The organism is Streptomyces tagetis (assembly GCF_018069565.1).
In the GTDB taxonomy this organism is placed as follows: domain Bacteria; phylum Actinomycetota; class Actinomycetes; order Streptomycetales; family Streptomycetaceae; genus Streptomyces; species Streptomyces tagetis.
In genome coordinates, this window is sequence record NZ_JAGPNL010000009.1 from 95,265 (window position 1) to 116,071 (window position 20,807).

Here is a 20,807-nt window from a genome sequence, read left to right on the forward strand (position 1 = left end):
ACGGGCTTCCACCAGAGCCCCAGCCCTGTCCTGCCAAAGACCAAGGGCAAACCCCCGAACCCTTATTGAGGGAACCCCCTTCGACTGAGGAAGGCGGCGACATGACCGACCCCAACGCCATCCAGCCGAGCGCACTCGACCAGCTCCCCGACCGCGACCCCGAGGAGACCGCCGAGTGGCGGGCCTCCCTGGACGCCGTCACCGAGGCGGCCGGGCCGCACCGTGCCGCGTACCTGATGCGCCGCACCCTGGAGCACGCCGAGGGCGCGGGCATCCCGCTGCCGAAGCTGCTGGACACCGACTACGTCAACTCCATCCCGACCGCCGCCGAGCCCTCCGTGGACGGCGACGAGGAGCTGGAGTCCAGGATCACCGCCTGGAACCGCTGGAACGCGGCGGCCATGGTGAGCCGCGGCAGCGAGCACGGCGTCGGCGGCCACATCGCCACCTTCGCGTCGGCGGCCTGGCTCTACGAGACCGGCTTCAACCACTTCTTCAAGGGCAAGGAGGCCGACGGCTCGGGCGACCAGCTCTACATCCAGGGCCACGCCTCCCCCGGCATCTACGCCCGCGCGTTCCTCGACGGCCGGCTGACCGAAGCGCACCTGGACAACTTCCGCCGCGAGGCCGGCGGCAACGGCCTGCCGTCCTACCCGCACCCGCGCCGGCTGCCCTGGCTGTGGGAGTTCCCGACCGTCTCCATGGGCCTCGGCCCGATCTCCGCGATCTACCAGGCGCGGTTCAACCGCTACCTGACCAGCCGCGGCATCAAGGACCTGTCGCACTCCCACGTATGGGCGTTCCTCGGCGACGGCGAGATGGACGAGCCGGAGTCCACCACCGCGCTCACGCTCGCCGCCCGCGAGGGTCTGGACAACCTGACCTTCGTGATCAACTGCAACCTCCAGCGCCTCGACGGGCCGGTGCGCGCCAACTTCAAGATCGTGCAGGAGCTGGAGGCCCAGTTCCGCGGCGCCGGCTGGAACGTCGTCAAGACGCTCTGGGGCACCGCCTGGGACGAGCTGTTCGCCCTGGACACCACGGGCGCGCTGGTCCGCCGGCTGCGCGAGGTGCCGGACGCGCAGGTGCAGACGTACCAGACGCGCGACGCCGCCTACATCCGCGAGGACTTCTTCGGCGCGGACCCGGCGCTCGCCGAGATGGCGAAGCTGCTCGCCGACGACAAGATCATCGAGTGCTTCCACTTCTCGCGCGGCGGCCACGAGTCGCGCAAGGTCTACGCCGCGTACCGCGCCGCGCTGGCGCACCGCGGGGCGCCGACGGTGATCCTCGCCCAGACGGTCAAGGGCCACACCCTCGGCGAGGGCTTCGCGTCGAAGAACGCGAACCACCAGATGAAGAAGTTGTCCACGGACGAGTTCAAGGCGATGCGCGACCGCCTCGGCCTGCCGATCAAGGACAGCGACTTCGCCGACGGCGTGGTCCCCTACGGCCACCCGGGCGCCGGCTCCCCCGAGGTCCGCTACCTCCAGGAGCGCCGCGCCGCCCTCGGCGGTCCGGCCCCGGCCCGCCGGGTGCACCCCCTCGCACCGCTGCCCGCCCCCGCCGACAAGGCGTTCGCCGCCTTCGACAAGGGCTCCGGCGCGCAGAAGGTCGCCACCACCATGGCGTTCGTCCGGCTCGTCAAGGACCTGGTCCGCGACAAGGAGACCGGCCGCCGCTGGGTGCCGATCGTCCCCGACGAGGCCCGCACCTTCGGCATGGAGAGCCTCTTCCCCTCGCTGGGCATCTACTCGCCCGCGGGCCAGACGTACGAGCCGGTCGACCGCGACCAGCTCATGTACTACAAGGAGGCCACCAACGGCCAGATCCTCAACGAGGGGATCACCGAGGCCGGTTCGATGGCCGACTTCATCGCCGCTTCCACGTCGTACGCGACGCACGGCGAGGCGATGATCCCGTTCTACATCTTCTACTCGATGTTCGGCTGGCAGCGGACCGCCGACCAGATGTGGCAGCTCGGCGACCAGCTCGGCCGCGGCTTCCTGGTCGGCGCGACCGCCGGCCGGACCACGCTGACGGGCGAGGGCCTCCAGCACGCCGACGGCCACTCCCCCGCCATCGCGGCGACCAACCCGGCCGCCCTCTCCTACGACCCGGCCTTCGCCTACGAGCTGGCGGCCGTCGTCAAGGAGGGCCTGCGCCGGATGTACGGCGCGGCGGCCCCGGGCGAGGACCAGGACGTCTTCTACTACCTGACGGTCTACAACGAGCCGCTGCCGCAGCCGGCCAAGCCGGCCGTACCCGGCATCGACGAGGGCATCGTCAAGGGCCTGTACCGCTTCAACACGGCGGAGACGGCGGGCCTGGCCCCGGCGGCCAACGCGCCGCGCATCCAGCTCCTCGGCTCCGGCACCGCCATCCACTGGGCGCTCGCCGCCCAGCGGCTGCTCGCCGAGGAGTGGGGCGTGGCCGCCGACGTCTGGTCGGCGACCTCCTGGACGGAGCTGCGCCGGGACGCGATGGAGGCCGACGCGGCGCTGCTGCGCGGCGAGGAGCGGGTGCCGTTCGTGCGGCAGGCGCTGCACGGCGCCGAGGGCCCGGTCCTCGCGGTCTCCGACTACATGCGCCAGGTCCCGGACCAGATCGCGCAGTGGGTCGAGCAGGACTGGTCCTCGCTGGGCACCGACGGCTTCGGCCTGTCGGACACCCGTGACGCGGCCCGCCGCCACTTCGGCGTCGACGCCGAGTCGATCGTGGTCGCGGCCCTGGCCCAGCTCGCCCGGCGCGGCGAGGTCAAGGCGACGGCCGTGAAGGAGGCGCGCGAGCGCTACGGCCTGTAACGGCACCTCGTGGTCAGTGGGAGGCCCCCCGCCCTGGCGGGGGGCCTCCTGCATGATGGGCACCATGCGCGCTGCCCGCCTCATCACCATGGTGCTGCTGCTCCAGTCCCGGCCGTCCATGACCGCCGCCGAACTCGCCCGCGAACTGGAGGTGTCGGAGCGGACCGTGGCCCGGGACGCGCAGGCCCTCTCGGAGGCGGGCGTGCCGGTGTACGCCGAGCGCGGCCGGAGCGGCGGGTACCGGCTCGTCGGCGGCTACCGCACCCGCCTCACCGGGCTGGCCCGGGGCGAGGCCGAGGCCCTGTTCCTGTCGGGGGTGCCGGGGGCGCTGCGCGAGATGGGCCTGGAGGACGCGGCGTCGGCGGCCCGGCTCAAGGTGTCGGCGGCTTTGCTGCCGTCGCTGCGGGACGCCTCGCGGACGGCGGCGCAGCGCTTCCACCTGGACGCGCCGAACTGGTTCCGCGAGCCCGTCACGCCCCCGCTGCTGCCCGCCGTCGCCGAGGCGGTCTGGGACGACCGGCGGGTGCGGGCCCGCTACCGGCGCGGGGAGGAGGAGGCCGACCGGGAGCTGGAGCCGTACGGGCTCGTCCTGAAGGCGGGCGTCTGGTACCTGTGCGCACGGGCCCTGCCGGAGGCGCCCGGGGGCGACGGGGGCGACGGGGGCGACGGGGGCGACGGCCGGGACGGGTACCGGGTGTACCGGATCGACCGGTTCACGGCGGTGGAGGCGGGCGAGGGGCGGTTCCGCCGGGACGAGGAGTTCGACCTGCCCGCCTTCTGGGCCGACCAGGCGGAACGATTCGCCCGGTCGATCCTGCGGGACCGCGCGGTGGTACGGCTCTCCCCGCGCGGCGTCCGGAGCCTGTCCCATGCCGTCGACCCGGTCGCCGCCCGGGACGCCCTGGAGACGGCGCGGGCGCCGGACGCGGAGGGCTGGGTGACGGTGACCCTGCCGGTGGAGTCCGAGGAGGTCGCGCACGACCAGCTCCGCGCCCTCGGCCCGGAGGCGGAGGTCCTCTCCCCCGCCACCCTCCGCGCCCGCTTCACCGAGGACGCCCGCCGGATGACGGGGCTGTACGGGGGGTAGCCGGCGGGGGGCGCGCGTGTCGCGGGGTGTGGCGGCGTGTGGCGGCGTGTCGGGGGTGCGGAGGCCGGGCGTGTCGCGGCGTGTCGCGGTGCACTGGGGCGAGGGCTCGGCGTGTCGCGGCGTGTCGCGGTGCACTGAGACCGGGGCCCGGCGTGTCGCGGCGGCCAGGGGACGGGTGTGTCGGCGCTCGTGCCGGCGGGCGCCGGACCGGGCGTGTCGCGGAGCCTGTCGCCGGGCGTGTCGCCGGGTGCCGGGTCCGGCGTGCCGCCCCGCCGGCCGCCGGGCGCCGGACCGGGCGTGTCGCCGGAGGCCGCTCCGCGTGCGGGGGGTGCGCGCAGGGTCGATGCTGTACCCGTGATGGACGAGACGGAGTTCTGGGAGCTGGTCGACGACACCCGGCAGGGTGCCGGCGGCGATCCCGAGGACCAGGCCGACCTGCTCGTGGACCGGCTCCTGGAGAAGGACCCGGACCTGGTGCTCGACTTCGCCCGCCACTTCGAGGCCCGCTACAACCGGGCCTTCACCTGGGACCTGTGGGCCGCCGCCTGGGTCCTGCTCGACGGGGCGAGCGACGACGCCTTCGACTACTTCCGCTGCTGGCTGATCGGCCAGGGCCGCGAGGTCTACGAGGGCGCGGTGCACGACGCCGACGCCCTCGCGGAGCTGCTGGACGACTTCGACGAGGACCTGGACGGCGACGGCGAGGATCTGGGCTACGCCGCCGACGAGGCGTACGAACAGCTCACCGGCACCGTCGCCCCCGAGCTGGGCATCGCGCCCGCCCCCGCCGAACCGCTGGGCACCCCGGTCGACCTGGAGGACGCGCGGGCGCTCGCCGCGCGGCTGCCCCGGCTCTGGGAGCGCTTCGGCCCCGAGTGAGCCCCGGCGGCCCCCGTACCGGCCGCGGGTCGTACCGGCCCCCGTACCGGCCGCCGGTCGTACCGGCCGCCGGTCGTACCGGCCGCCGGTCGTACCGGCCCCCGGTCAGGGGCTGCCCGCCTCCTGGACCCGGCGCGCGTCCCCGGTACGGCCCTGGAGCCGCGCCGCGCGCTCCCGGATCTCGGGGAGGCGGGCGCTGAGGGCGGCCCCCGGGCACGTGGTCTGGTAGCCCTCGTTGTGCCCGGCCACGGCGGGCAGCGTGGCGGTGTCCCCGGCCGTGTACCGGCTGTGGCCGTTGCTGGAGACGAGCCGTACGCGCGTGCGCGGGTCGGTGTCGCTGCCGCCGAGCTTCCACGCGGCCACCGCGGCGATCGCGTCGGTCAGCGCGTCGGGCACGGGCACGCCCTCGGTGAAGGTGCCGAGGGCGGCGACGCCCGCGGTGCGGTGGTTGAAGCCCTGGGTGTGGGCGCCGGTGACGGGCCGGTCGATGCCGCCCGCGCGGCCCTCGTAGACGGTGCCGCAGCGGTCGACGACGAAGTTGTAGCCGAGGTCGTCCCAGTCCCGGCCGTCGGTCTGGCCGTCGTAGAGGCCGCGGATGATCTCGGGCGCGTCGGCACAGTCGTAGTCGTTCGGCGTGTCGGTGTGGTGGACGAAGACGGCGACGACCGCGTCGTCGTAGCGCGGCGCGGGCTGGTCGCGGGCGGCGTCGCCCAGCCACCGGGCGCGGGGCACGACGGCCGGGCGCGGGGCGGCGTGCGCGGCGGTGGCCCGTGCCGCCGCCGAACGGGCCTCGGCGGCGCGGGCGTTGGTGGACACGGCCCGTTCCACGCCGACGGCGCACAGCCAGAGGGCGGCGACGGCGGCGAGGCCGGGGAGGCTGCCGAGCAGCAGCCGGGATACGCCGGACAGGCGGGCGGAACGCCGTTTCCGTACCCCGCGCGGTCCTCGGAAGACACGCATGGTCCCACTGTCGGGCCGGTCAGGTCCCCCGGCGAGCGCTGCTGTGCCACCCGGTGGAACGGCCCCGTCAGGCCGCAGGCACCAGCGGCCGTCCCATCAGGACGTCGTCGACGTACTCCCCGCCGAGCAGGAACTCCTCCGGCTGGACGCCCTCGACGACGAAGCCCTCGGACTCGTAGAGCTTGCGCGCGGCGGTGTTGTGGCCGAGGACGCGCAGGGTGATGCGGCGGGCGCCCACCCGGCGGGCCTCCTCGACGGCGGCGCGGACCAGGGCCCGTCCGGCGCCCTTGCCGCGGACGGCGTCACAGACGGCGAGGCCGCGGATCTGGCGGACGTGCGCGTTGGAGGCGAGTTCCGTGGGGAAGCCGATCCGGACGTAGCCGACGACCTCGCCGTCGAGTTCGGCGACGAAGTGGTCGTCGGGGCCGGACGTCGCCCGGAAGAAGGGCTCCTCGGGTCCGGGCGGCGGCGAGACGGCGTGCAGGTGGGACCAGGTGAGGCGGTCGAGGCGGCGCAGCGGCTCCTCGTCCTCGGGCCGGGCCCGGCGTATGTGCGGTACGGACATGCCGGTCACTGTACGACGCGTGTCCGGGGCGGCGGCCGGGGTTTTTCCCGGGGGCACCCGGCAGGATGGGCGCATGGAACGTTCCCGAATCGTGGTGGCCGGCGCGTCCGGGGTCATCGGCGGCGCACTGGTGCGGTCGCTGGTCGCGGACGGGCACGAGGTGGTGCGCCTGGTGCGTCGTGACCCCCGGGGGGCGGACGAGGTCCGCTGGGACCCCGAGAGCGGGCGGGTGGCCGCGTCGTCCCTCGCCGGGTGCGACGCGGTGGTCAACCTGGCGGGGGCGGGGATCGGCGACCACCGCTGGACGGAGGCGTACAAGGCGCGCATCCTCGGCAGCCGGGTGGGAGGCACGACGGCGCTCGCCGAGGCCCTGGCCGCGCTGGAGCCGGCCGTGCGCCCCCGCATCTTCCTGAACGGCAGCGCGATCGGCTACTACGGCGACACCGGCGCGCGGAGCGTGGACGAGAGCGCCCCCGCCGGGGAGGGCTTCCTGCCCTCGGTCTGCGTGGCCTGGGAGGCCGCGGCGGCACCGGCGCGGGAGGCGGGCGTGCGGACGGTGTTCGCCCGGACCGGGCTGGTCGTCAGCCGGGCCGGGGGCGCGTGGGGGCGGCTGTTCCCGCTGTTCCGGGCCGGGCTCGGCGGGCGGCTGGGCGACGGCTCGCAGTACTGGTCGTTCGTGGCGCTGCACGACGAGGTGGCCGCGCTGCGGCATCTGCTGGACCGCGAGGACCTCTCCGGCGCGTTCAACCTCACGGCCCCGCACCCGGTGACCAACCGCGAGGTCACCACCGCGATGGGACGCGTCCTGCGCCGCCCGACGCCCTTCCCCGTCCCCGCTCCGGTCCTCCGCGCCGTCCTCGGCGACCTCGCCGCCGACGTCCTGGGCAGCGCCCGGGTCCTCCCCGCCCGCCTCCAGGAATCCGGCTTCCGCTTCGCCTTCCCGGACATCGACGGCGCGATCAGGGCGGCGATGTAGCACGGGGTACGGGGCCGGCGGGCGTACCCGGGGGTACGGGGCCGAGGGCGCCCACCCCGGCCCCCTCGCCCGCACCCGGCCAGGCCGCCCCGCGCCGGGGGCGTCATGGGGCGCGGCCGGGGGTCGGGGCGGGGGCCGGGCATGCGACCGGTGTGCGACCGTGCCCTGTCTCCGCGCGACTCCCGCCGGCCCGCCGCAGCCCTACGCTCGTCTCGAACTCGGGTATCCCTCAAGCCGGTTGGGGGCAGAAAGTCTCCAGCGGCCGCGCAACCTAGGAGGGCACGTGTATGAGCCCGCGTACCAGGCGGACGTCGTCGTCGTGGGGGCCGGGATCGCCGGACTGGCCACGGCGCATCGGCTGATCAGCGCAGGAGTGTCGACGACGGTCCTGGAGGCGGCCCACACGGTGGGCGGCCGGATGGCGACCGAGAAGGTCGACGGTTTCCGGCTCGACCGGATCGGCCGGCCCCTGTCGGCCGCGTACCCCGAACTCGCCCTCACCCCGGGCCTGGAGGGCCTCACGCTCCTCCCGTACGCCCCCGGGGTCCTGCTGCACAGCGAGGGCCGCCGGCATCGCGCGGGCGCACCCGCGGGCGCGGGGGGCGCAAGGGGCGCACTTCATGCCGTACGCGCCTTGGCGAGCGCCCCCCGGTCGGTGCCGGGACGGTCCGTGCCGGGACGCTCGGTACCGGGGCGGTCCGTGCCGGGGCGGTCGGTGCCCGGCCCCCGGCGTCCGCTGACCGCCGGGGCCCTCGCGGGCCCGCTCCGCACCTCGCCCGGGGCCGGGAGCGGCCCGGCGCCCCTCGCCCCGCTCCCGGCGGACGCCCCGGGCGGCGAGGGCGGCCCGCAGCCGGGCTCCGCGCGGGCCCGCTCGCTCGGTCTGGTCGCGCCCCTGAGACTGCGGGCCGCGCTCACCCGCCTCGCCGGCACGCCGGTGGAACGGCTGCTGGCCCGCCCGGAGCTGCCCGCCGCCGAGGCGCTGGCGCTGCGCGGGCTGCCGTCCCGCACGATCGACGGCTTCCTGCGCCCGCTGCTCGCCGCCCTGCTGTGCGATCCGGACCTGACCACCTCCAGCCGGTGTGCCGACCTCGCGCTGCGCTCCTTCGCGCGCGGGCGGCTGTGGCTGCCGGAGGGCGGCGCGGACGCCGTGCCGGAGCTGCTGGCGCGGACGCTGCCGCCGGGCACCGTGCACACCGGCGTACGGGTCACCTCGGTCGCCACCAACGCCGTGGCCACCGCGGAGCACGGCGTCTTCCGCTGCCGCGCGGTGCTGGTGGCGACCGACGCCCGCGCCGCCGCCGAACTGCTGCCGGGGCTGCGGGTGCCGGAGTTCCATCCGGTGACGGTGGTGCACCACACGACGGACGAGCCGCCGGAGACCGGCACTTCCCTGCTGCTCGACGCGGACCGGGGCGGGCCGGTCGCCCACACGGCGGTGGTGAGCCAGGTGGACCCGTCCCGCGCGCCGGCCGGCCGCGCGCTGGTGTCGTCGACGGTCCTCGGGCCGCCCCCGCCGGACGTGGACGAGGCCGTGCGCGGGCACCTCGCCCGCCTGCACTCCACCCCGACCACCCGCTGGGAGACCCTCGCCGTCCACCACACGGCCGACGCGGTGCCCGTGATGCGCCCGCCGCACGACCTGCGCCGCCCGGTGCGGCTGCTGGCCGGGCTGTACGTGTGCGGCGACCACCGCGACACCAGCACCGTCCAGGGCGCGCTGTACTCGGCGCACCGGGCCTCGGCGGCGATCCTGGCCGATCTGGGCGCGGGCCGCCCGATGGACCGGGCCGAACCCCTCCCGACGGCCCGCGCCGCGTAGGGCGCCCGCGCGACGTCCCGCCCGTCCCGCGGCGCCCGGCCCGCACGCGCTCGGGCGCGCGGGCCGGGCGACCCCGCGGCGGACGGGCGCCTTGCCGCGGACCCGCCTCGGGACCGCCACGGAGACCGGGCCACGTCGGCGAAACCGGCCCGCTCCCCGTGACGGCCCCGGCGGCCTCTCGCGCCGGGACCGGTGGCTAGCCCAGGGCGGCCACGCGGTCCCGGTATCCACGTACGGGCGCCGCGTCCTTGTACGGCTCCAGCCGGCGTTCGAAGTCCCGGACGTACTCCGTGGCGCGCACCGAGCGCATCTCCGCCGCCTGCCCGGCCGCCTCGGCGGCGAGCTGGCACGCCTGGTCCAGTTCGCCGAGGCCCAGGCGGGCGGTGGCGAGCACGATCCGGCAGAAGAGCCGGCTGCGGGCGTGGACCGGGGAACGCAGGTGCAGCGAGCGCTCCGCGTACTGGGCGGCGGCGCGGAACTGCTGGAGATCGCGGTGGCAGTGGCCCAGTTCGTCGGCGAGCTGGGCCTCGTCGAAGGAACGCGCCCAGTACGGCACCTCGTCGCCGGGCCGGGCCGACTCCATCGTCCGCTCCGCCCGGACCAGGGCGGCGGTGCAGGCCCGCACCTCGCCGAGCACGGCGTGCGCGCGGGCCTCGGCGGCGTGCAGCAGGGTCTGCACGACCGGCGGGGCGGAGGTGCCCACGCCCTGCTGCGCCACCCGCGCGAGCTGGCCCGCCTCGCGCCCGTGGCCCAGGTAGACGGCCTGGCGGCTCATGGTGACCAGCACATAGCTGCCGTAGGCCCGGTCGCCCGCGGCCTGCGCGAGCCGCAGCGCCTGCACGAAGTAGCGCTGGGCGAGCCCGTGCGCGGCGATGTCGTACGAGGTCCAGCCGGCCAGCCGGGTCAGGTCGGCGGCGGCGGCGAAGAGCCGGCGGCCGGTCTGCTCCCCGTAGGTGCCGCGCAGCATGGGCTCCAGCTCGTGTTCCAGGTAGCGGACGAGCGCCTGGCGGGCGTGGCCGCCGCCGTACCGGTCGTCGAGGCTGCGGAACAGCTCGCCGACCGAGCGGAGCGCGGCGAGGTCGCCGCCGGTGACGCGCTGGCCGGGGACGCGTTCGGCCGCGGTCCGCCGCCGGGAGGGGTCCGGGGCGGTGGTGGCCCTCGGGGGCGCGGGCCGGCCCTGGGCCGGGATGCGCACGGGCACCTCGGCGCGGGCCACCCGCTCGTCGGGGCGGCCGATCAGCCAGTCCCGGCTGGGCACGACGAGCCCGGCCGGGGTGAAGGCGATCTTCCGCAGTTCGGCGTGGCTGCCGGAGTCCTTGCGCCACAGCCCGCCGACGATGTCGACGGCCTCCTCGGGGGTGGCGGCGAACTCCAGGCCCGCGTAGACGGGCGCGCACGCGTCCAGGCCGAGGTCCTGGGCGGTGAGCCGGCGGCCCAGGCGCCGGGTGAAGACCTCGGCGATGAGGGCGGGGGTGGTGCCGCGGGGCTGTTGACCCCGGAGCCAGCGGGTGACGGACGTCTTGTCGTATCTAAGGTCCAGGCCGTGTTCGAGTCCGAGCTGGTCGACGCGACGCGCGAGACCCGCGTTGGAGAACCCCGCTTCGGCGATGAGTGCGGCTAACTGGCGGTTGGGGGTGCGCTGCGCGGGTCGTTCCGTCATGGTGCTGTGCGGTCTCCTGCCTTCCGGGCGTTCGATCACCCGGAGCGCCTGTGAACAGCTCTGATGGCCTCGTGGTCGGCGCGAATGTAGCGGAGAGTGAGCGGCCGATCGCACACTTCGCCAGGCATTCATCCGATCGTGTGAGGATTGAATGCGGAGCTGACGGGAACAGCCCCCCGTTCGGGGGCCGGTCGCCGGACGTACAGTGGCGTGGGCACGGCGCGTGCCCGACGACCGTTGCAGGGAGGTGCTGGGCGTGAGCGAGGTGCGGTTCGTCCGTATGGGCTTCGGAGCCGACGCCGTGGAGTACCGGGTGGCCTGGGACGAGCAGCGCCGGGTGCACGCGGCGCGCTTCGCCGACGAGGTGCCCGACACCGTGATCCTCCTGGAGCATCCGCCGGTCTACACGGCCGGCCGGCGCACCGCCGACAGCGAACGGCCCCTGGACGGCACCCCGGTCATCGACGTGGACCGCGGCGGCAAGATCACCTGGCACGGCCCCGGCCAGCTCGTGGGCTACCCGATCCAGAAGCTGCCCCGCCCGGTGGACGTGGTGGCGCACGTCCGGCGCCTGGAGGAGGCCCTGATCCGCACCTGCGCGGAGTTCGGGCTGGAGACCACCCGCGTCGAGGGGCGCAGCGGCGTGTGGGTGCTGGGCGACCCGGTCGAGCGGCGTCCCCCGCTCGGCGGACTCTCCCTGGACTTCGACCCGCGGCTCGCCGACGACGAGTTCGACCCGCGGCTCAACGGCCCGGAGTACGCCCCCTCCAACGCGGGCCAGCGCGGCGAGGACCGCAAGATCGCCGCGATCGGCATCCGGGTCGCCAAGGGCGTCACCATGCACGGCTTCGCCCTGAACGTGAACCCGGACAACAAGTGGTTCGACCGGATCATCCCGTGCGGCATCCGGGACGCCGGGGTGGCCTCCCTCGCGAACGAGCTGGGCCGCGACGTCACCCTCGACGAGGTGCTGCCCGTGGTCGAACGGCATCTGCGGGACGTCCTGGACCACGCCGACCTCCGGCCTCGCGTGATCGAGAAGCCGGCGGGCGCGGGGACCGAGAGCAGCCTGGCGACCCCAGGGAATCCCGAGGGCGCCGGGACGAACGGGCGGCCCGAGAAGGCGTCGGCATGACCGTTCACCCGATCCGGGGAATGGCCCCCCTGTGTCGGAGGTTGGCCTCACCACAGAGCCCGCCAATCACGGGCGTACCCTGGTGTACGCCGAAGAATCGAAGCTAGGGAGCCGACGTGTCCGCAGTCGCACCCGACGGACGCAAGATGCTGCGCCTGGAGGTCCGCAACAGCCAGACCCCCATCGAGCGCAAGCCCGAGTGGATCAAGACCCGGGCGAAAATGGGCCCCGAGTACACCAAGATGCAGAACCTCGTGAAGAGCGAGGGCCTGCACACGGTCTGCCAGGAAGCCGGCTGCCCCAACATCTACGAATGCTGGGAGGACCGCGAGGCGACCTTCCTCATCGGCGGCGACCAGTGCACCCGGCGCTGCGACTTCTGCCAGATCGACACCGGCAAGCCCGAGGCGCTCGACCGTGACGAGCCGCGCCGGGTGGGCGAGTCCGTGGTCACCATGGACCTCAACTACGCCACCATCACCGGCGTGGCCCGCGACGACCTCCCGGACGGCGGCGCCTGGCTCTACGCCGAGACGGTCCGCCAGATCCACCGGCAGACGGCCGGGCGCGCGGACGGCCGGACCAAGGTCGAGCTGCTCGCCCCCGACTTCAACGCGGTGCCCGAGCTGCTGCGCGAGGTCTTCGACTCCCGCCCCGAGGTCTTCGCGCACAACGTCGAGACGGTGCCCCGGATCTTCAAGCGCATCCGCCCCGGCTTCCGCTACGAGCGCTCCCTGAAGGTCATCACCGACGCCCGGGACTACGGTCTGGTCACCAAGTCCAACCTCATCCTCGGCATGGGCGAGACCCGCGAGGAGGTCGGCGAGGCGCTGCGCCAGCTCCACGACGCGGGCTGCGAGCTGATCACCATCACGCAGTACCTGCGCCCCTCCGTGCGCCACCACCCCGTGGAGCGCTGGGTCAAGCCGCAGGAGTTCGTGGAGCTGAAGGAGGAGGCCGAGCAGATCGGCTTCTCCGGCGTGATGTCCGGCCCGCTGGTGCGCTCCTCGTACCGCGCCGGGCGGCTCTACGCGATGGCCCGCGAGCAGCGTCACTCGACCGCCGCCGGGCAGGGCGCCGGCCCCGTCGCCGCACAGGCCGTCTGACGGCACCCGGGGAAGCCCCCGGGCTCCGGCACCGGGCTGGACCCCACCGGCCGGACGGCGCGGTCCGGCAGGCGTGGTCCGGGAGGCGTGATCCGGCAGGCGTGTGAAATCCCGCACAAGTCACTACCGACCGGTAGTGAACGCTGTTCGCGGCCCCGACCGTCCTCGCAGATGAGGGCCGCGGTCGGGGCCGCGCGGCCGTTCCGGGGCCGTTCCGGGGCCCCGCACCCATCCGTCATCTGCGTTTGACCGGCGGGTCACGCCCTGGTAACACCAAACCGTGACCCTGGAATCACGCCACGCGCACCCGTACCCGTCGCGGTACCGAGGGGGGACTTCCACGATGCCGGCCGCACCCGTCCGCGCCACCGCCATCCCGTCGTTCGGCACCGCCCTGCGGGCCGTCGAGTCGCTGCTGATGAGCGGCGGCCAGCGCACCGCCCGCCGCAACGCCTGGACCTCCGTGCTGGAGGACCGCCGCCGCGCCAGGGACCGCGTCGAGACCGAGCGGGTGCTGCGCGAGTCGCTGGAGGGCCCCCGCCCCCTCGACGGGCACCCCTGACGCCTCCCGTCCCCGGGCCCGTCCCCGGCCCTTCCCGGGCGCCCTTCCCCGCCCCGCCGCGCCCCCTTCCGCGCCCGTTCTCCGCCCCCGCGCCGCCCCGCCGGGCACTGCCGTCGTGGGCGCTTTCCCGGACACGTAGACTTCGGCACATGGCGAGGAAGGAAACCGCAGCGGACGCTGCGAACCCCGGGCGACTGAAGCAGATCGCCCTGACCTACAAGATGACCCGCAAGGCCGACAAGAAGATCGGTCTTGTACTCGCGGCTGTCGGCATCGTCGTCCTCGGTGTCTTCCTCGCGATCGGTTTCCTGATCGGTCACCCCATCTATCTCGGCATCCTGGGCCTGCTGCTCGCCTTCCTCGCGACGGCGATCGTCTTCGGGCGCCGGGCCGAGCGGGCGGCCTTCGGGCAGATGGAGGGCCAGCCGGGCGCCGCAGCGGCCGTACTGGACAACATCGGCCGGGGCTGGACGACGACCCCCGCGGTGGCGATGAACCGCAGCCAGGACGTGGTGCACCGGGCGGTCGGCAAGGCCGGCATCGTGCTGGTCGCCGAGGGCAACCCGAACCGGGTGAAGTCCCTGCTGGCCGCCGAGAAGAAGAAGATGAACCGCATCGTGGCCGACGTACCGGTGCACGACCTGATCGTGGGCGACGGCGAGGGCCGGGTGGAGCTGAAGAAGCTCCGCACGACCATGCTGAAGCTGCCCCGCGTGCTCACCGGCCCGCAGGTCACCGCGACCAACGACCGGCTGCGCGCCCTGGGCGACCTGATGAGCAACATGCCGGTGCCCAAGGGCCCGATGCCGAAGGGCATGCGGATGCCGAAGGGCGGCAGCCCGAAGCAGCGCTGAGCCCTCCCGACACGGAACGGCGGATGGGGCGCCCGGATCACTCCGGGCGCCCCCATCCGCCGTTTGTACGCGTGGGCGGGGTGCTAGAGACGGACCTCGACGGTGCGGGCGAGGCGGTCGTGCAGGCCCCGGCCGTCACGGTCCCAGACCAGCGCCGGGACGGCGACGCACAGCAGCGCGGAGCGCAGCAGGGCGCGCAGCGGGTTGACGCGGCCCGTGCCCAGCTCGACCACGCGCAGCCCGAAGAGCCGCTTGCCCGGGGTGAAGCCGACCGTGCCGACGGTGAGCGCGCTCAGCACGAAGAAGATCAGCAGCGCCCAGTTGCCGGTGGCCTGCTGGTAGCCGTCGGTGATCAGACCGTTGGCGATCAGGAGGCACAGGGTCCAGTCGACGGCCAGGGCGCCGATCCGCCGGCCCGGCCGGGCGATGGAGCCCGGTCCCTCTTCGGGCAGGCCGAGCTGCTCGCCCCGGTACCCCAGCTCCCCGCCGGCCCCTTCGATGGCCGCGCGCGGGCCGGAGAGCCACGATCCCATTGCTTGCCTGTTGTCCACGACGTCCACGGTACTGGGCGCGCGTCCGGGCACCCGAGGAGGGTGGCCGGGCCGGACGGGACGGCGCCTGGTGCGGGAGGGCGGCGCGGGGCGGGTGAACAGGGGGTGTGACCGGCCCGACAGGCGCCTAGGCTGACACCGTGGCCGGTTAACTTCTGCGAAACATACGGGTCACGCCCGAGAAATTTCCCGTCCCTAGGGTCGAGGAGAGCGTGGGCCGCCCGCACTGGCACACGCACGATCTACCACCCCGGCGGGACGGTCGGGAGTAGGAGGAGCCGGAATGTTCCAGAACGCCGACGAAGCCAAGAAATTCATCGCGGACGAGGACGTCAAGTTCATCGACGTCCGTTTCTGCGACCTGCCGGGCGTCATGCAGCACTTCACCCTGCCGGCCGGGGCGTTCGACCCGGACGAGGAGCAGGCCTTCGACGGTTCCTCCATCCGCGGTTTCCAGGCCATCCACGAGTCGGACATGTCCCTGCGCGCCGACCTGTCCACCGCCCGCGTGGACCCCTTCCGCCGGGACAAGACCCTCAACATCAACTTCTTCATCCACGACCCGATCACCGGTGAGCAGTACTCCCGTGACCCGCGGAACGTGGCCCGCAAGGCCGAGGCGTACCTCGCCTCCACCGGCATCGCCGACACGGCCTTCTTCGGCCCCGAGGCCGAGTTCTACGTCTTCGACAGCGTGCGCTTCGCCACCAGCGCGAACGAGAGCTTCTACCACATCGACTCCGAGGCCGGCGCCTGGAACACCGGTGCCCTGGAGGACAACCGCGGCTACAAGGTGCGCTACAAGGGCGGCTACTTCCCCGTCCCGCCGGTCGACCACTTCGCCGACCTGCGTGCCGAGATCTCCCTGGAGCTGGAGCGGGCCGGCCTCCAGGTGGAGCGCCAGCACCACGAGGTGGGCACCGCCGGCCAGGCCGAGATCAACTACAAGTTCAACACGCTGCTCGCCGCCGCCGACGACCTCCAGCTCTTCAAGTACATCGTGAAGAACGTGGCCTGGAAGAACGGCAAGACGGCCACCTTCATGCCGAAGCCGATCTTCGGGGACAACGGTTCGGGCATGCACGTCCACCAGTCGCTGTGGAGCAACGGCGAGCCCCTCTTCTACGACGAGCAGGGCTACGCCGGTCTCTCCGACACCGCCCGCCACTACATCGGCGGCATCCTGCGGCACGCCCCGTCGCTGCTGGCCTTCACCAACCCGACGGTGAACTCGTACCACCGCCTGGTGCCGGGCTTCGAGGCGCCGGTGAACCTCGTGTACTCCCAGCGCAACCGCTCGGCCGCGATGCGCATCCCGATCACCGGCTCGAACCCGAAGGCCAAGCGCGTCGAGTTCCGCGCCCCGGACGCCTCCGGCAACCCGTACCTGGCCTTCTCCGCGCTGCTCCTGGCGGGCCTGGACGGCATCAAGAACAAGATCGAGCCGGCCGACCCGATCGACAAGGACCTCTACGAGCTGCCCCCCGAGGAGCACGCCAACGTGGCCCAGGTCCCGACCTCCCTCGACGCGGTCCTCGACCGCCTGGAGGCCGACCACGAGTTCCTCCTCCAGGGCGACGTCTTCACGCCCGACCTGATCGAGACGTGGATCGACTTCAAGCGCGCCAACGAGATCGCCCCCCTCCAGCTCCGCCCCCACCCCCACGAGTTCGAAATGTACTTCGACGTGTGACGGACGCCGGGCGCGAGCGCCCGTCGCCGCCGGTCCGGAGCCCCGTCCCTCGTCCTGAGGGGCGGGGCTCGGCACGTCGCGGGGCGGGCCCCAGGGGCCCGTGGCGGCGGGGTTCTGGCCGGAAAGGCTTCCCTCTGCGGTTTCCGGGGGGAATCATCGACGGTGACACGATTGTTCGACCGTGGTACGCGCCGGGAAGACGGGGAGAGGTACGGGGATGTCCGAGCGGGACGACGAGGAGCGCGAGTTCGATCTGCGGTGGGCCGACGGAGCCGAGCACAAGGAGCCCTCCGCCCGCGCCCGGATGCTGGCCGCGCGGTGGAAGGAGAACCCTCCCGGTCCGGTGCCCTTCCGCCCCGACCCCGAGCACAGGCGGTCCCGGCACCGTCACCGCTCGCCGTGGATGTCGGCCGCCCTGGTCCTCGGCATCGTCGCCGCGGTCATCCTCCTCCTCGGGTACCTGGAGTTCCGCGCGCCCTTCTGAGCCGGCCACCGCCCCCACCAGGCAATCCGCTTCCGCACCGGCCACGCGTGCCACCGCGAACCGCCCCACATCGGCCGTACGGGTGCACACTGGACATCGGAACGAGTCCCTGACTGCGGGGTGATGAGATGCAGAGCCGCTTCCGGAGCGACCGGCGGTTGACCGTCCGAATGGGGGTCACGCTGTTCCTGCTCGGGTTGCTGTACGTGGGCTTCGTGGCCGCGTTGATCACGCTGCTGAAGTCCTGGGTCCTGGTCGTGGTGATCGTCGCGCTGCTGTTCGGCGCCCAGTACTGGTTCTCCGACCGGATCGCGCTGTTCGCCATGCACGGCAAGGTCGTCGAGCGGGACGAGTATCCGGAGCTGCACGGGGTCGTCGACCGGCTGGCGGCCATGGCGGACATGCCGAAACCGCTGGTCGCCGTGTCGGCGATGGAGATGCCGAACGCGTTCGCCACGGGACGCAACGCGGACAACGCGGTGGTCTGCGTGACCACCGGCCTGCTGCGGCGGCTGGAACCGGCCGAGCTGGAGGGCGTGCTGGCGCACGAGTTGTCGCACGTCGCGCACAAGGACGTGGCGGTGATCACCGTCGCCTCCTTCCTCGGGGTGATCGCGGGGCTCATCGTGCGGTTCGCCTTCTACTCGCAGCTCTTCGGCGGCGGCCGGCGGGACCAGAACACCCTTGTCGTCTTCGCGGCGATCATGGGCGTCTCGGCCGCCGTGTACACGATCAGCTTCCTGTTGATCCGGGCCCTGTCCCGGTACCGGGAGCTGGCCGCGGACCGGGCGGCTGCGGTGCTCACCGGCCGTCCCTCGGCGCTGGCGTCGGCACTCACCAAGGTGTCCGGGGACATCGCCCGCATCCCGACGAAGGACCTGCGGACGGCGCAGGCGTTCAACGCGTTCTACTTCACGCCGGCCTTCGGCTCCGACCCCGGTCTGGGCAAGATCTTCGCCACCCACCCGAGCCTGGAGCAGCGGCTCGACCAGCTCGGCCGGATCTCGGCGGAGCTGGACGAGGCCGCGGCGCCCGGGAAGGCGTGACGCATGGGCCTGCTGGACATCCTGCTCGGCCGTACGAAACCCGTCGCACCCGACCTGGACCGCCTCTTCGCGCTGCCCTCCGCGGCGGTGACCCTGGAGGCGGCGGCCGGTTTCAGGCCGACCGGGCAGGGCGCGGTCTGCTTCGCCACCGTCGAGGGCTCGGCCTTCGACGAGACCCACCGCGAGGTCCGCGCCCTGCTCGACGCGGACGCCGGGCGGACCCCGGTGGAGCTGAGCCGCGACGAGTACGGCTACTCGTGGCTCGTCTCGCGCCGCTCCCCCGACGATCTCCCGTTGCTCGTGAACGACCTCCACGCGGTCAACAGCTCCATGGAGGCCAACGGCTTCGGCCCCCAGTTGCTCTGCTCGCTCGCCGGTTTCCAGGACGGCGAGGGGCGGCGGCTGGCGCTGGTCTACCTCTACAAGCGCGGCACCTTCTACCCCTTCGCCCCGCTGCCCGGCGCCAGGGAGCGCCGGGACAACGCGCTGGAGCTGCGGATCAGGGCCGTGCTCGCCGACGACCTCACGGTCGAGCAGGACCTCGGGCGCTGGTTCCCCGTGTGGGGTGCGCCCGGACTGTGACCGTGAGGGCGGCGGGCAGGTCCGGGCCGGCTCCGCTCCGGGTCAGGCCCCCGCCCCCGGGGGCCAGGGCGCGGGTGTGGCGGCGCCGGGTGCGCGGGCCCCGGCGCCGTGGGTCACCGCGCGGAGTGCAGGAGCGCCCGCACCATGCGGCAGGTGCTCGCCGACGGCGGGTGGACGCCGACGGTGCGCGCGGTCTCCCGTATCGTCTCGTCGCCGGCCCGCTCCGGCACGTAGACGCCGGTGTCGAGCAGGGCTATGGCGAGCCGCATCGCCTTGAGCCGGCGGTTGTGCGCCACGTACCAGGCGCGGGGGCGGCCGGGGGGCAGGGGGTGCTTCGCCACGGGGGCGTACGGCAGGTCGAGCGGGACGGGACGCCGGGCGGTGGACTGGGTGGGCAGCGGCTTCGGCTTCAGGGCGGCAGCGGTCACGGGCATCCTCCTGACGCGGTCGGGGCGCCGTCCGGACACCCCGGCGACACCCTCGAACACTGCGTCCATTCTACCGTCGGGCACCGACATCCGGGGAGCCTGTGGACAACCGAACGTCCAGGTCAGGCCATACGCGGGGGCGATGTCACCGCCGGTTCGCGCGAGGCGCGTGAGGCGCCGATATTCGAACAGAGGGGGCGCGTGACGGGGGTGCGCGGCGGGGTGCGGTCAGGGCCGGGGGGCCGCTTCCGGCGCCGGGCCCGGCTACCGTGTGCGGTATGGAGATCTGGATCAATCCGGCCTGTTCGAAGTGCCGCAGCGCGATCGGTCTGCTGGACGACGCGGGCGCCGAGTACACCGTCCGCCGGTACCTGGAGGACGTGCCGAGCGAGGACGAGATCCGCGACGTGCTCGGCCGGCTCGGTCTGGAGCCCTGGGACATCACCCGCACCCAGGAGGCCGCCGCGAAGGACCTGGGCGTCAGGGAGTGGCCGCGGGACGACTCCGCGCGCGAGCGCTGGATCGCCGCGCTCGCCGCGCACCCGAAGCTGATCCAGCGGCCGATCATCACCGCCGACGACGGGACGGCCGTGGTCGGCCGCACCGACGAGGCCGTCCGCGACGCCCTCTCCCGGTAGAGGACCCGCGCCGGAAGCCTGTGGCGTGGGGACCCCGGCCCGTCGGCACGGCGCGGGCGGGCCGTGCGCGGGGTGCCCCGCGGGGGCGGTCTGTGCCGCGCGCCGCGACTCAGAGTGGCCCACGCTGTTACTCTGCGCCGCGATGAGCCACGACGATCAGGGCGGGCGGGGCCGGCCGCCGGGTCCCGGCGCCGCCGGCGCGGCCGTGCCGCGCCGCCGCCGGCGTACCCGGGTCGTGCTGGCCGTGACGGCGGGCGGCGTCCTCGCCGCGGCCGTCGCCGTCGACGCCCCACCGCCCTCCGGCCCCGGCGGGGACCCGCCGCCCGCCGCCTCCCGGACGACCGCCGGGACGAGCACGCCCTCCGTCGCCCTGCCGGGGACCGCCGACGGCAGGCCGCCCCTGCCCGCGGTCCGGCCGGAACGCGCCTTCCCCGCGACGGCCGTGCGGCTGCCCGACGGCTCCCGGTACAAGCGCCTCGACCTGGTGACCACCGCCGACTGCTCCCACCCGATGGGGCCCGGAGCCCTCGCCGGGCGGGACGAGGGCTGCCGGCGGCTCACCGCCGCCCTGTTCACCGACGCCGAGCGGCGTTCGCGCGTGACGGTGACCGTGGTCAGCTTCCGGCGGGCCGAGGACGCCTCGGCGCTCTGCGCGGCCCTCACCGGGTCCGCGGCCGGCCGCCGCGCCGTCCCGCTCGACCCGCCGCCCGGGAGCGGGCTGCCCCCGGCCCCGCCCGGCGCCCCGGCCGTCCGGCGCCATCTGCCCGCCGCCCGCTCGGTGGTCCTCGCCGACGGCCGGTGGGCCGACGGCGGCACGGCCGGCGCCGAGGCCCTGACCCGGCAGACGGAGGGGCTGGCGCGGTACGCGCGCGACAACGTGGTGGCGTACGAGGGGGGCGGCGCCGGTCCCGTCCGGGAGTGTTCCGCCCCGGAGTGACCGACGGCCGACCCCTGTGGCGTACGTCACGTCGGCCGATC

20 protein-coding genes are annotated in these 20,807 nt (G+C 74.4%); 15 read left to right on the forward strand and 5 right to left on the reverse strand.

The genetic code is table 11. The features are described from left to right. Nucleotides 1–101: 101 nt before the first annotated feature. From aceE to J5Y05_RS26630, 3 genes are all read left to right on the forward strand, one after another. Nucleotides 102–2,804, forward strand: coding sequence for a pyruvate dehydrogenase (acetyl-transferring), homodimeric type (aceE, locus tag J5Y05_RS26620; RefSeq protein ID WP_210875633.1), 2,703 nt, complete (start codon nucleotides 102–104; stop codon nucleotides 2,802–2,804). A gap of 64 nt (nucleotides 2,805–2,868) precedes the next feature. Further along, nucleotides 2,869–3,891: a helix-turn-helix transcriptional regulator gene (locus J5Y05_RS26625; RefSeq protein WP_210875634.1), complete on the forward strand. Its 1,023-nt coding sequence runs from the start codon at nucleotides 2,869–2,871 to the stop codon at nucleotides 3,889–3,891. A gap of 357 nt (nucleotides 3,892–4,248) precedes the next feature. Next, nucleotides 4,249–4,770 carry a DUF4240 domain-containing protein gene (locus J5Y05_RS26630; protein WP_210875929.1) on the forward strand — a complete coding sequence of 174 codons (522 nt, stop codon included), beginning with the start codon at nucleotides 4,249–4,251 and terminating at the stop codon, nucleotides 4,768–4,770. Between the two features lie 105 nt (nucleotides 4,771–4,875). Here J5Y05_RS26630 and J5Y05_RS26635 read toward each other — a convergent pair whose 3' ends face one another. Continuing rightward, on the reverse strand, nucleotides 4,876–5,730 hold the full coding sequence (locus J5Y05_RS26635; RefSeq protein WP_210875635.1) for a peptidoglycan recognition protein family protein: 855 nt from the start codon (nucleotides 5,728–5,730) through the stop codon (nucleotides 4,876–4,878). 67 nt (nucleotides 5,731–5,797) lie between these two features. Then, the gene (locus J5Y05_RS26640) at nucleotides 5,798–6,295 is read right to left on the reverse strand and encodes a GNAT family N-acetyltransferase (RefSeq protein WP_210875636.1); all 498 of its coding nucleotides are present in this window, start codon (nucleotides 6,293–6,295) and stop codon (nucleotides 5,798–5,800) included. A gap of 73 nt (nucleotides 6,296–6,368) precedes the next feature. Here J5Y05_RS26640 and J5Y05_RS26645 point away from each other — a divergent pair, with 73 nt between their 5' ends. Together J5Y05_RS26645 and J5Y05_RS26650 are read left to right on the forward strand one after the other, a co-directional pair. Continuing rightward, nucleotides 6,369–7,271, forward strand: coding sequence for a TIGR01777 family oxidoreductase (locus tag J5Y05_RS26645; protein WP_210875637.1), 903 nt, complete (start codon nucleotides 6,369–6,371; stop codon nucleotides 7,269–7,271). A gap of 283 nt (nucleotides 7,272–7,554) precedes the next feature. Next, on the forward strand, nucleotides 7,555–9,090 hold the full coding sequence (locus J5Y05_RS26650) for an NAD(P)/FAD-dependent oxidoreductase (RefSeq protein WP_210875638.1): 1,536 nt from the start codon (nucleotides 7,555–7,557) through the stop codon (nucleotides 9,088–9,090). Nucleotides 9,091–9,286: 196 nt separating this feature from the next. Here the strand turns inward: J5Y05_RS26650 and J5Y05_RS26655 are convergent, their stop codons facing one another. Next, entirely contained in the window at nucleotides 9,287–10,750 is a 1,464-nt protein-coding gene (locus J5Y05_RS26655) for an NsdA family TPR-like regulatory protein (protein WP_210875639.1), read from the reverse strand. Between the two features lie 256 nt (nucleotides 10,751–11,006). Between J5Y05_RS26655 and lipB the strand changes: the two genes are divergently transcribed. The 4 genes from lipB (at nucleotide 11,007) to J5Y05_RS26675 (ending at nucleotide 14,407) form a co-directional block, all read left to right on the forward strand. Further along, a complete protein-coding gene (lipB, locus tag J5Y05_RS26660; protein ID WP_210875640.1) occupies nucleotides 11,007–11,885 on the forward strand; it encodes a lipoyl(octanoyl) transferase LipB in 879 nt (292 codons plus the stop codon). Between the two features lie 116 nt (nucleotides 11,886–12,001). Beyond that, nucleotides 12,002–12,991 carry a lipoyl synthase gene (lipA, locus tag J5Y05_RS26665; RefSeq protein WP_210875641.1) on the forward strand — a complete coding sequence of 330 codons (990 nt, stop codon included), beginning with the start codon at nucleotides 12,002–12,004 and terminating at the stop codon, nucleotides 12,989–12,991. Nucleotides 12,992–13,334: 343 nt separating this feature from the next. Continuing rightward, the gene (locus J5Y05_RS26670) at nucleotides 13,335–13,553 is read left to right on the forward strand and encodes an SCO2195 family GlnR-regulated protein (protein ID WP_210875642.1); all 219 of its coding nucleotides are present in this window, start codon (nucleotides 13,335–13,337) and stop codon (nucleotides 13,551–13,553) included. Between the two features lie 149 nt (nucleotides 13,554–13,702). Then, nucleotides 13,703–14,407 (forward strand): DUF4191 domain-containing protein, encoded by a 705-nt coding sequence (locus tag J5Y05_RS26675; RefSeq protein WP_210875643.1) that lies wholly within the window; start codon nucleotides 13,703–13,705, stop codon nucleotides 14,405–14,407. Between the two features lie 83 nt (nucleotides 14,408–14,490). Here J5Y05_RS26675 and J5Y05_RS26680 read toward each other — a convergent pair whose 3' ends face one another. Then, a complete protein-coding gene (locus J5Y05_RS26680) occupies nucleotides 14,491–14,958 on the reverse strand; it encodes an RDD family protein (RefSeq protein ID WP_210875644.1) in 468 nt (155 codons plus the stop codon). A 283-nt stretch (nucleotides 14,959–15,241) separates the two neighbouring features. Here J5Y05_RS26680 and glnA point away from each other — a divergent pair, with 283 nt between their 5' ends. From glnA to pspAB, 4 genes are all read left to right on the forward strand, one after another. Continuing rightward, nucleotides 15,242–16,651, forward strand: a complete 1,410-nt coding sequence (gene glnA / locus J5Y05_RS26685) for a type I glutamate--ammonia ligase (protein WP_210875645.1) — start codon at nucleotides 15,242–15,244, stop codon at nucleotides 16,649–16,651. A 217-nt stretch (nucleotides 16,652–16,868) separates the two neighbouring features. After that, complete coding sequence (locus J5Y05_RS26690; protein ID WP_210875646.1) at nucleotides 16,869–17,135, forward strand: SCO2583/SCO2584 N-terminal domain-containing protein; 267 nt, start codon at nucleotides 16,869–16,871, stop codon at nucleotides 17,133–17,135. 128 nt (nucleotides 17,136–17,263) lie between these two features. Next, nucleotides 17,264–18,181, forward strand: coding sequence for a zinc metalloprotease HtpX (gene htpX, locus J5Y05_RS26695; protein ID WP_210875647.1), 918 nt, complete (start codon nucleotides 17,264–17,266; stop codon nucleotides 18,179–18,181). A gap of 3 nt (nucleotides 18,182–18,184) precedes the next feature. Then, nucleotides 18,185–18,763: a PspA-associated protein PspAB gene (gene pspAB, locus J5Y05_RS26700; protein WP_210875648.1), complete on the forward strand. Its 579-nt coding sequence runs from the start codon at nucleotides 18,185–18,187 to the stop codon at nucleotides 18,761–18,763. A 113-nt stretch (nucleotides 18,764–18,876) separates the two neighbouring features. Here pspAB and J5Y05_RS26705 read toward each other — a convergent pair whose 3' ends face one another. After that, entirely contained in the window at nucleotides 18,877–19,191 is a 315-nt protein-coding gene (locus tag J5Y05_RS26705) for a hypothetical protein (RefSeq protein ID WP_210875649.1), read from the reverse strand. Nucleotides 19,192–19,469: 278 nt separating this feature from the next. Between J5Y05_RS26705 and J5Y05_RS26710 the strand changes: the two genes are divergently transcribed. After that, nucleotides 19,470–19,829, forward strand: coding sequence for an arsenate reductase family protein (locus J5Y05_RS26710; RefSeq protein ID WP_210875650.1), 360 nt, complete (start codon nucleotides 19,470–19,472; stop codon nucleotides 19,827–19,829). A 142-nt stretch (nucleotides 19,830–19,971) separates the two neighbouring features. Further along, nucleotides 19,972–20,766, forward strand: coding sequence for a hypothetical protein (locus J5Y05_RS26715; RefSeq protein ID WP_210875957.1), 795 nt, complete (start codon nucleotides 19,972–19,974; stop codon nucleotides 20,764–20,766). Nucleotides 20,767–20,807 lie beyond the last annotated feature (41 nt).

Bases quoted from the DNA above. Each gene is read 5' to 3' on its own strand.
- aceE (WP_210875633.1), top strand. From the start codon at position 102: ATGACCGACCCCAACGCCATCCAGCCGAGCGCACTCGACCAGCTCCCC.
- J5Y05_RS26625 (WP_210875634.1), top strand. From the start codon at position 2,869: ATGCGCGCTGCCCGCCTCATCACCATGGTGCTGCTGCTCCAGTCCCGG.
- J5Y05_RS26630 (WP_210875929.1), top strand. From the start codon at position 4,249: ATGGACGAGACGGAGTTCTGGGAGCTGGTCGACGACACCCGGCAGGGT.
- J5Y05_RS26635 (WP_210875635.1), bottom strand. From the start codon at position 5,730: ATGCGTGTCTTCCGAGGACCGCGCGGGGTACGGAAACGGCGTTCCGCC.
- J5Y05_RS26640 (WP_210875636.1), bottom strand. From the start codon at position 6,295: ATGTCCGTACCGCACATACGCCGGGCCCGGCCCGAGGACGAGGAGCCG.
- J5Y05_RS26645 (WP_210875637.1), top strand. From the start codon at position 6,369: ATGGAACGTTCCCGAATCGTGGTGGCCGGCGCGTCCGGGGTCATCGGC.
- J5Y05_RS26655 (WP_210875639.1), bottom strand. From the start codon at position 10,750: ATGACGGAACGACCCGCGCAGCGCACCCCCAACCGCCAGTTAGCCGCA.
- J5Y05_RS26670 (WP_210875642.1), top strand. From the start codon at position 13,335: ATGCCGGCCGCACCCGTCCGCGCCACCGCCATCCCGTCGTTCGGCACC.
- J5Y05_RS26675 (WP_210875643.1), top strand. From the start codon at position 13,703: ATGGCGAGGAAGGAAACCGCAGCGGACGCTGCGAACCCCGGGCGACTG.
- glnA (WP_210875645.1), top strand. From the start codon at position 15,242: ATGTTCCAGAACGCCGACGAAGCCAAGAAATTCATCGCGGACGAGGAC.
- J5Y05_RS26690 (WP_210875646.1), top strand. From the start codon at position 16,869: ATGTCCGAGCGGGACGACGAGGAGCGCGAGTTCGATCTGCGGTGGGCC.
- htpX (WP_210875647.1), top strand. From the start codon at position 17,264: ATGCAGAGCCGCTTCCGGAGCGACCGGCGGTTGACCGTCCGAATGGGG.
- pspAB (WP_210875648.1), top strand. From the start codon at position 18,185: ATGGGCCTGCTGGACATCCTGCTCGGCCGTACGAAACCCGTCGCACCC.
- J5Y05_RS26710 (WP_210875650.1), top strand. From the start codon at position 19,470: ATGGAGATCTGGATCAATCCGGCCTGTTCGAAGTGCCGCAGCGCGATC.
- J5Y05_RS26715 (WP_210875957.1), top strand. From the start codon at position 19,972: ATGAGCCACGACGATCAGGGCGGGCGGGGCCGGCCGCCGGGTCCCGGC.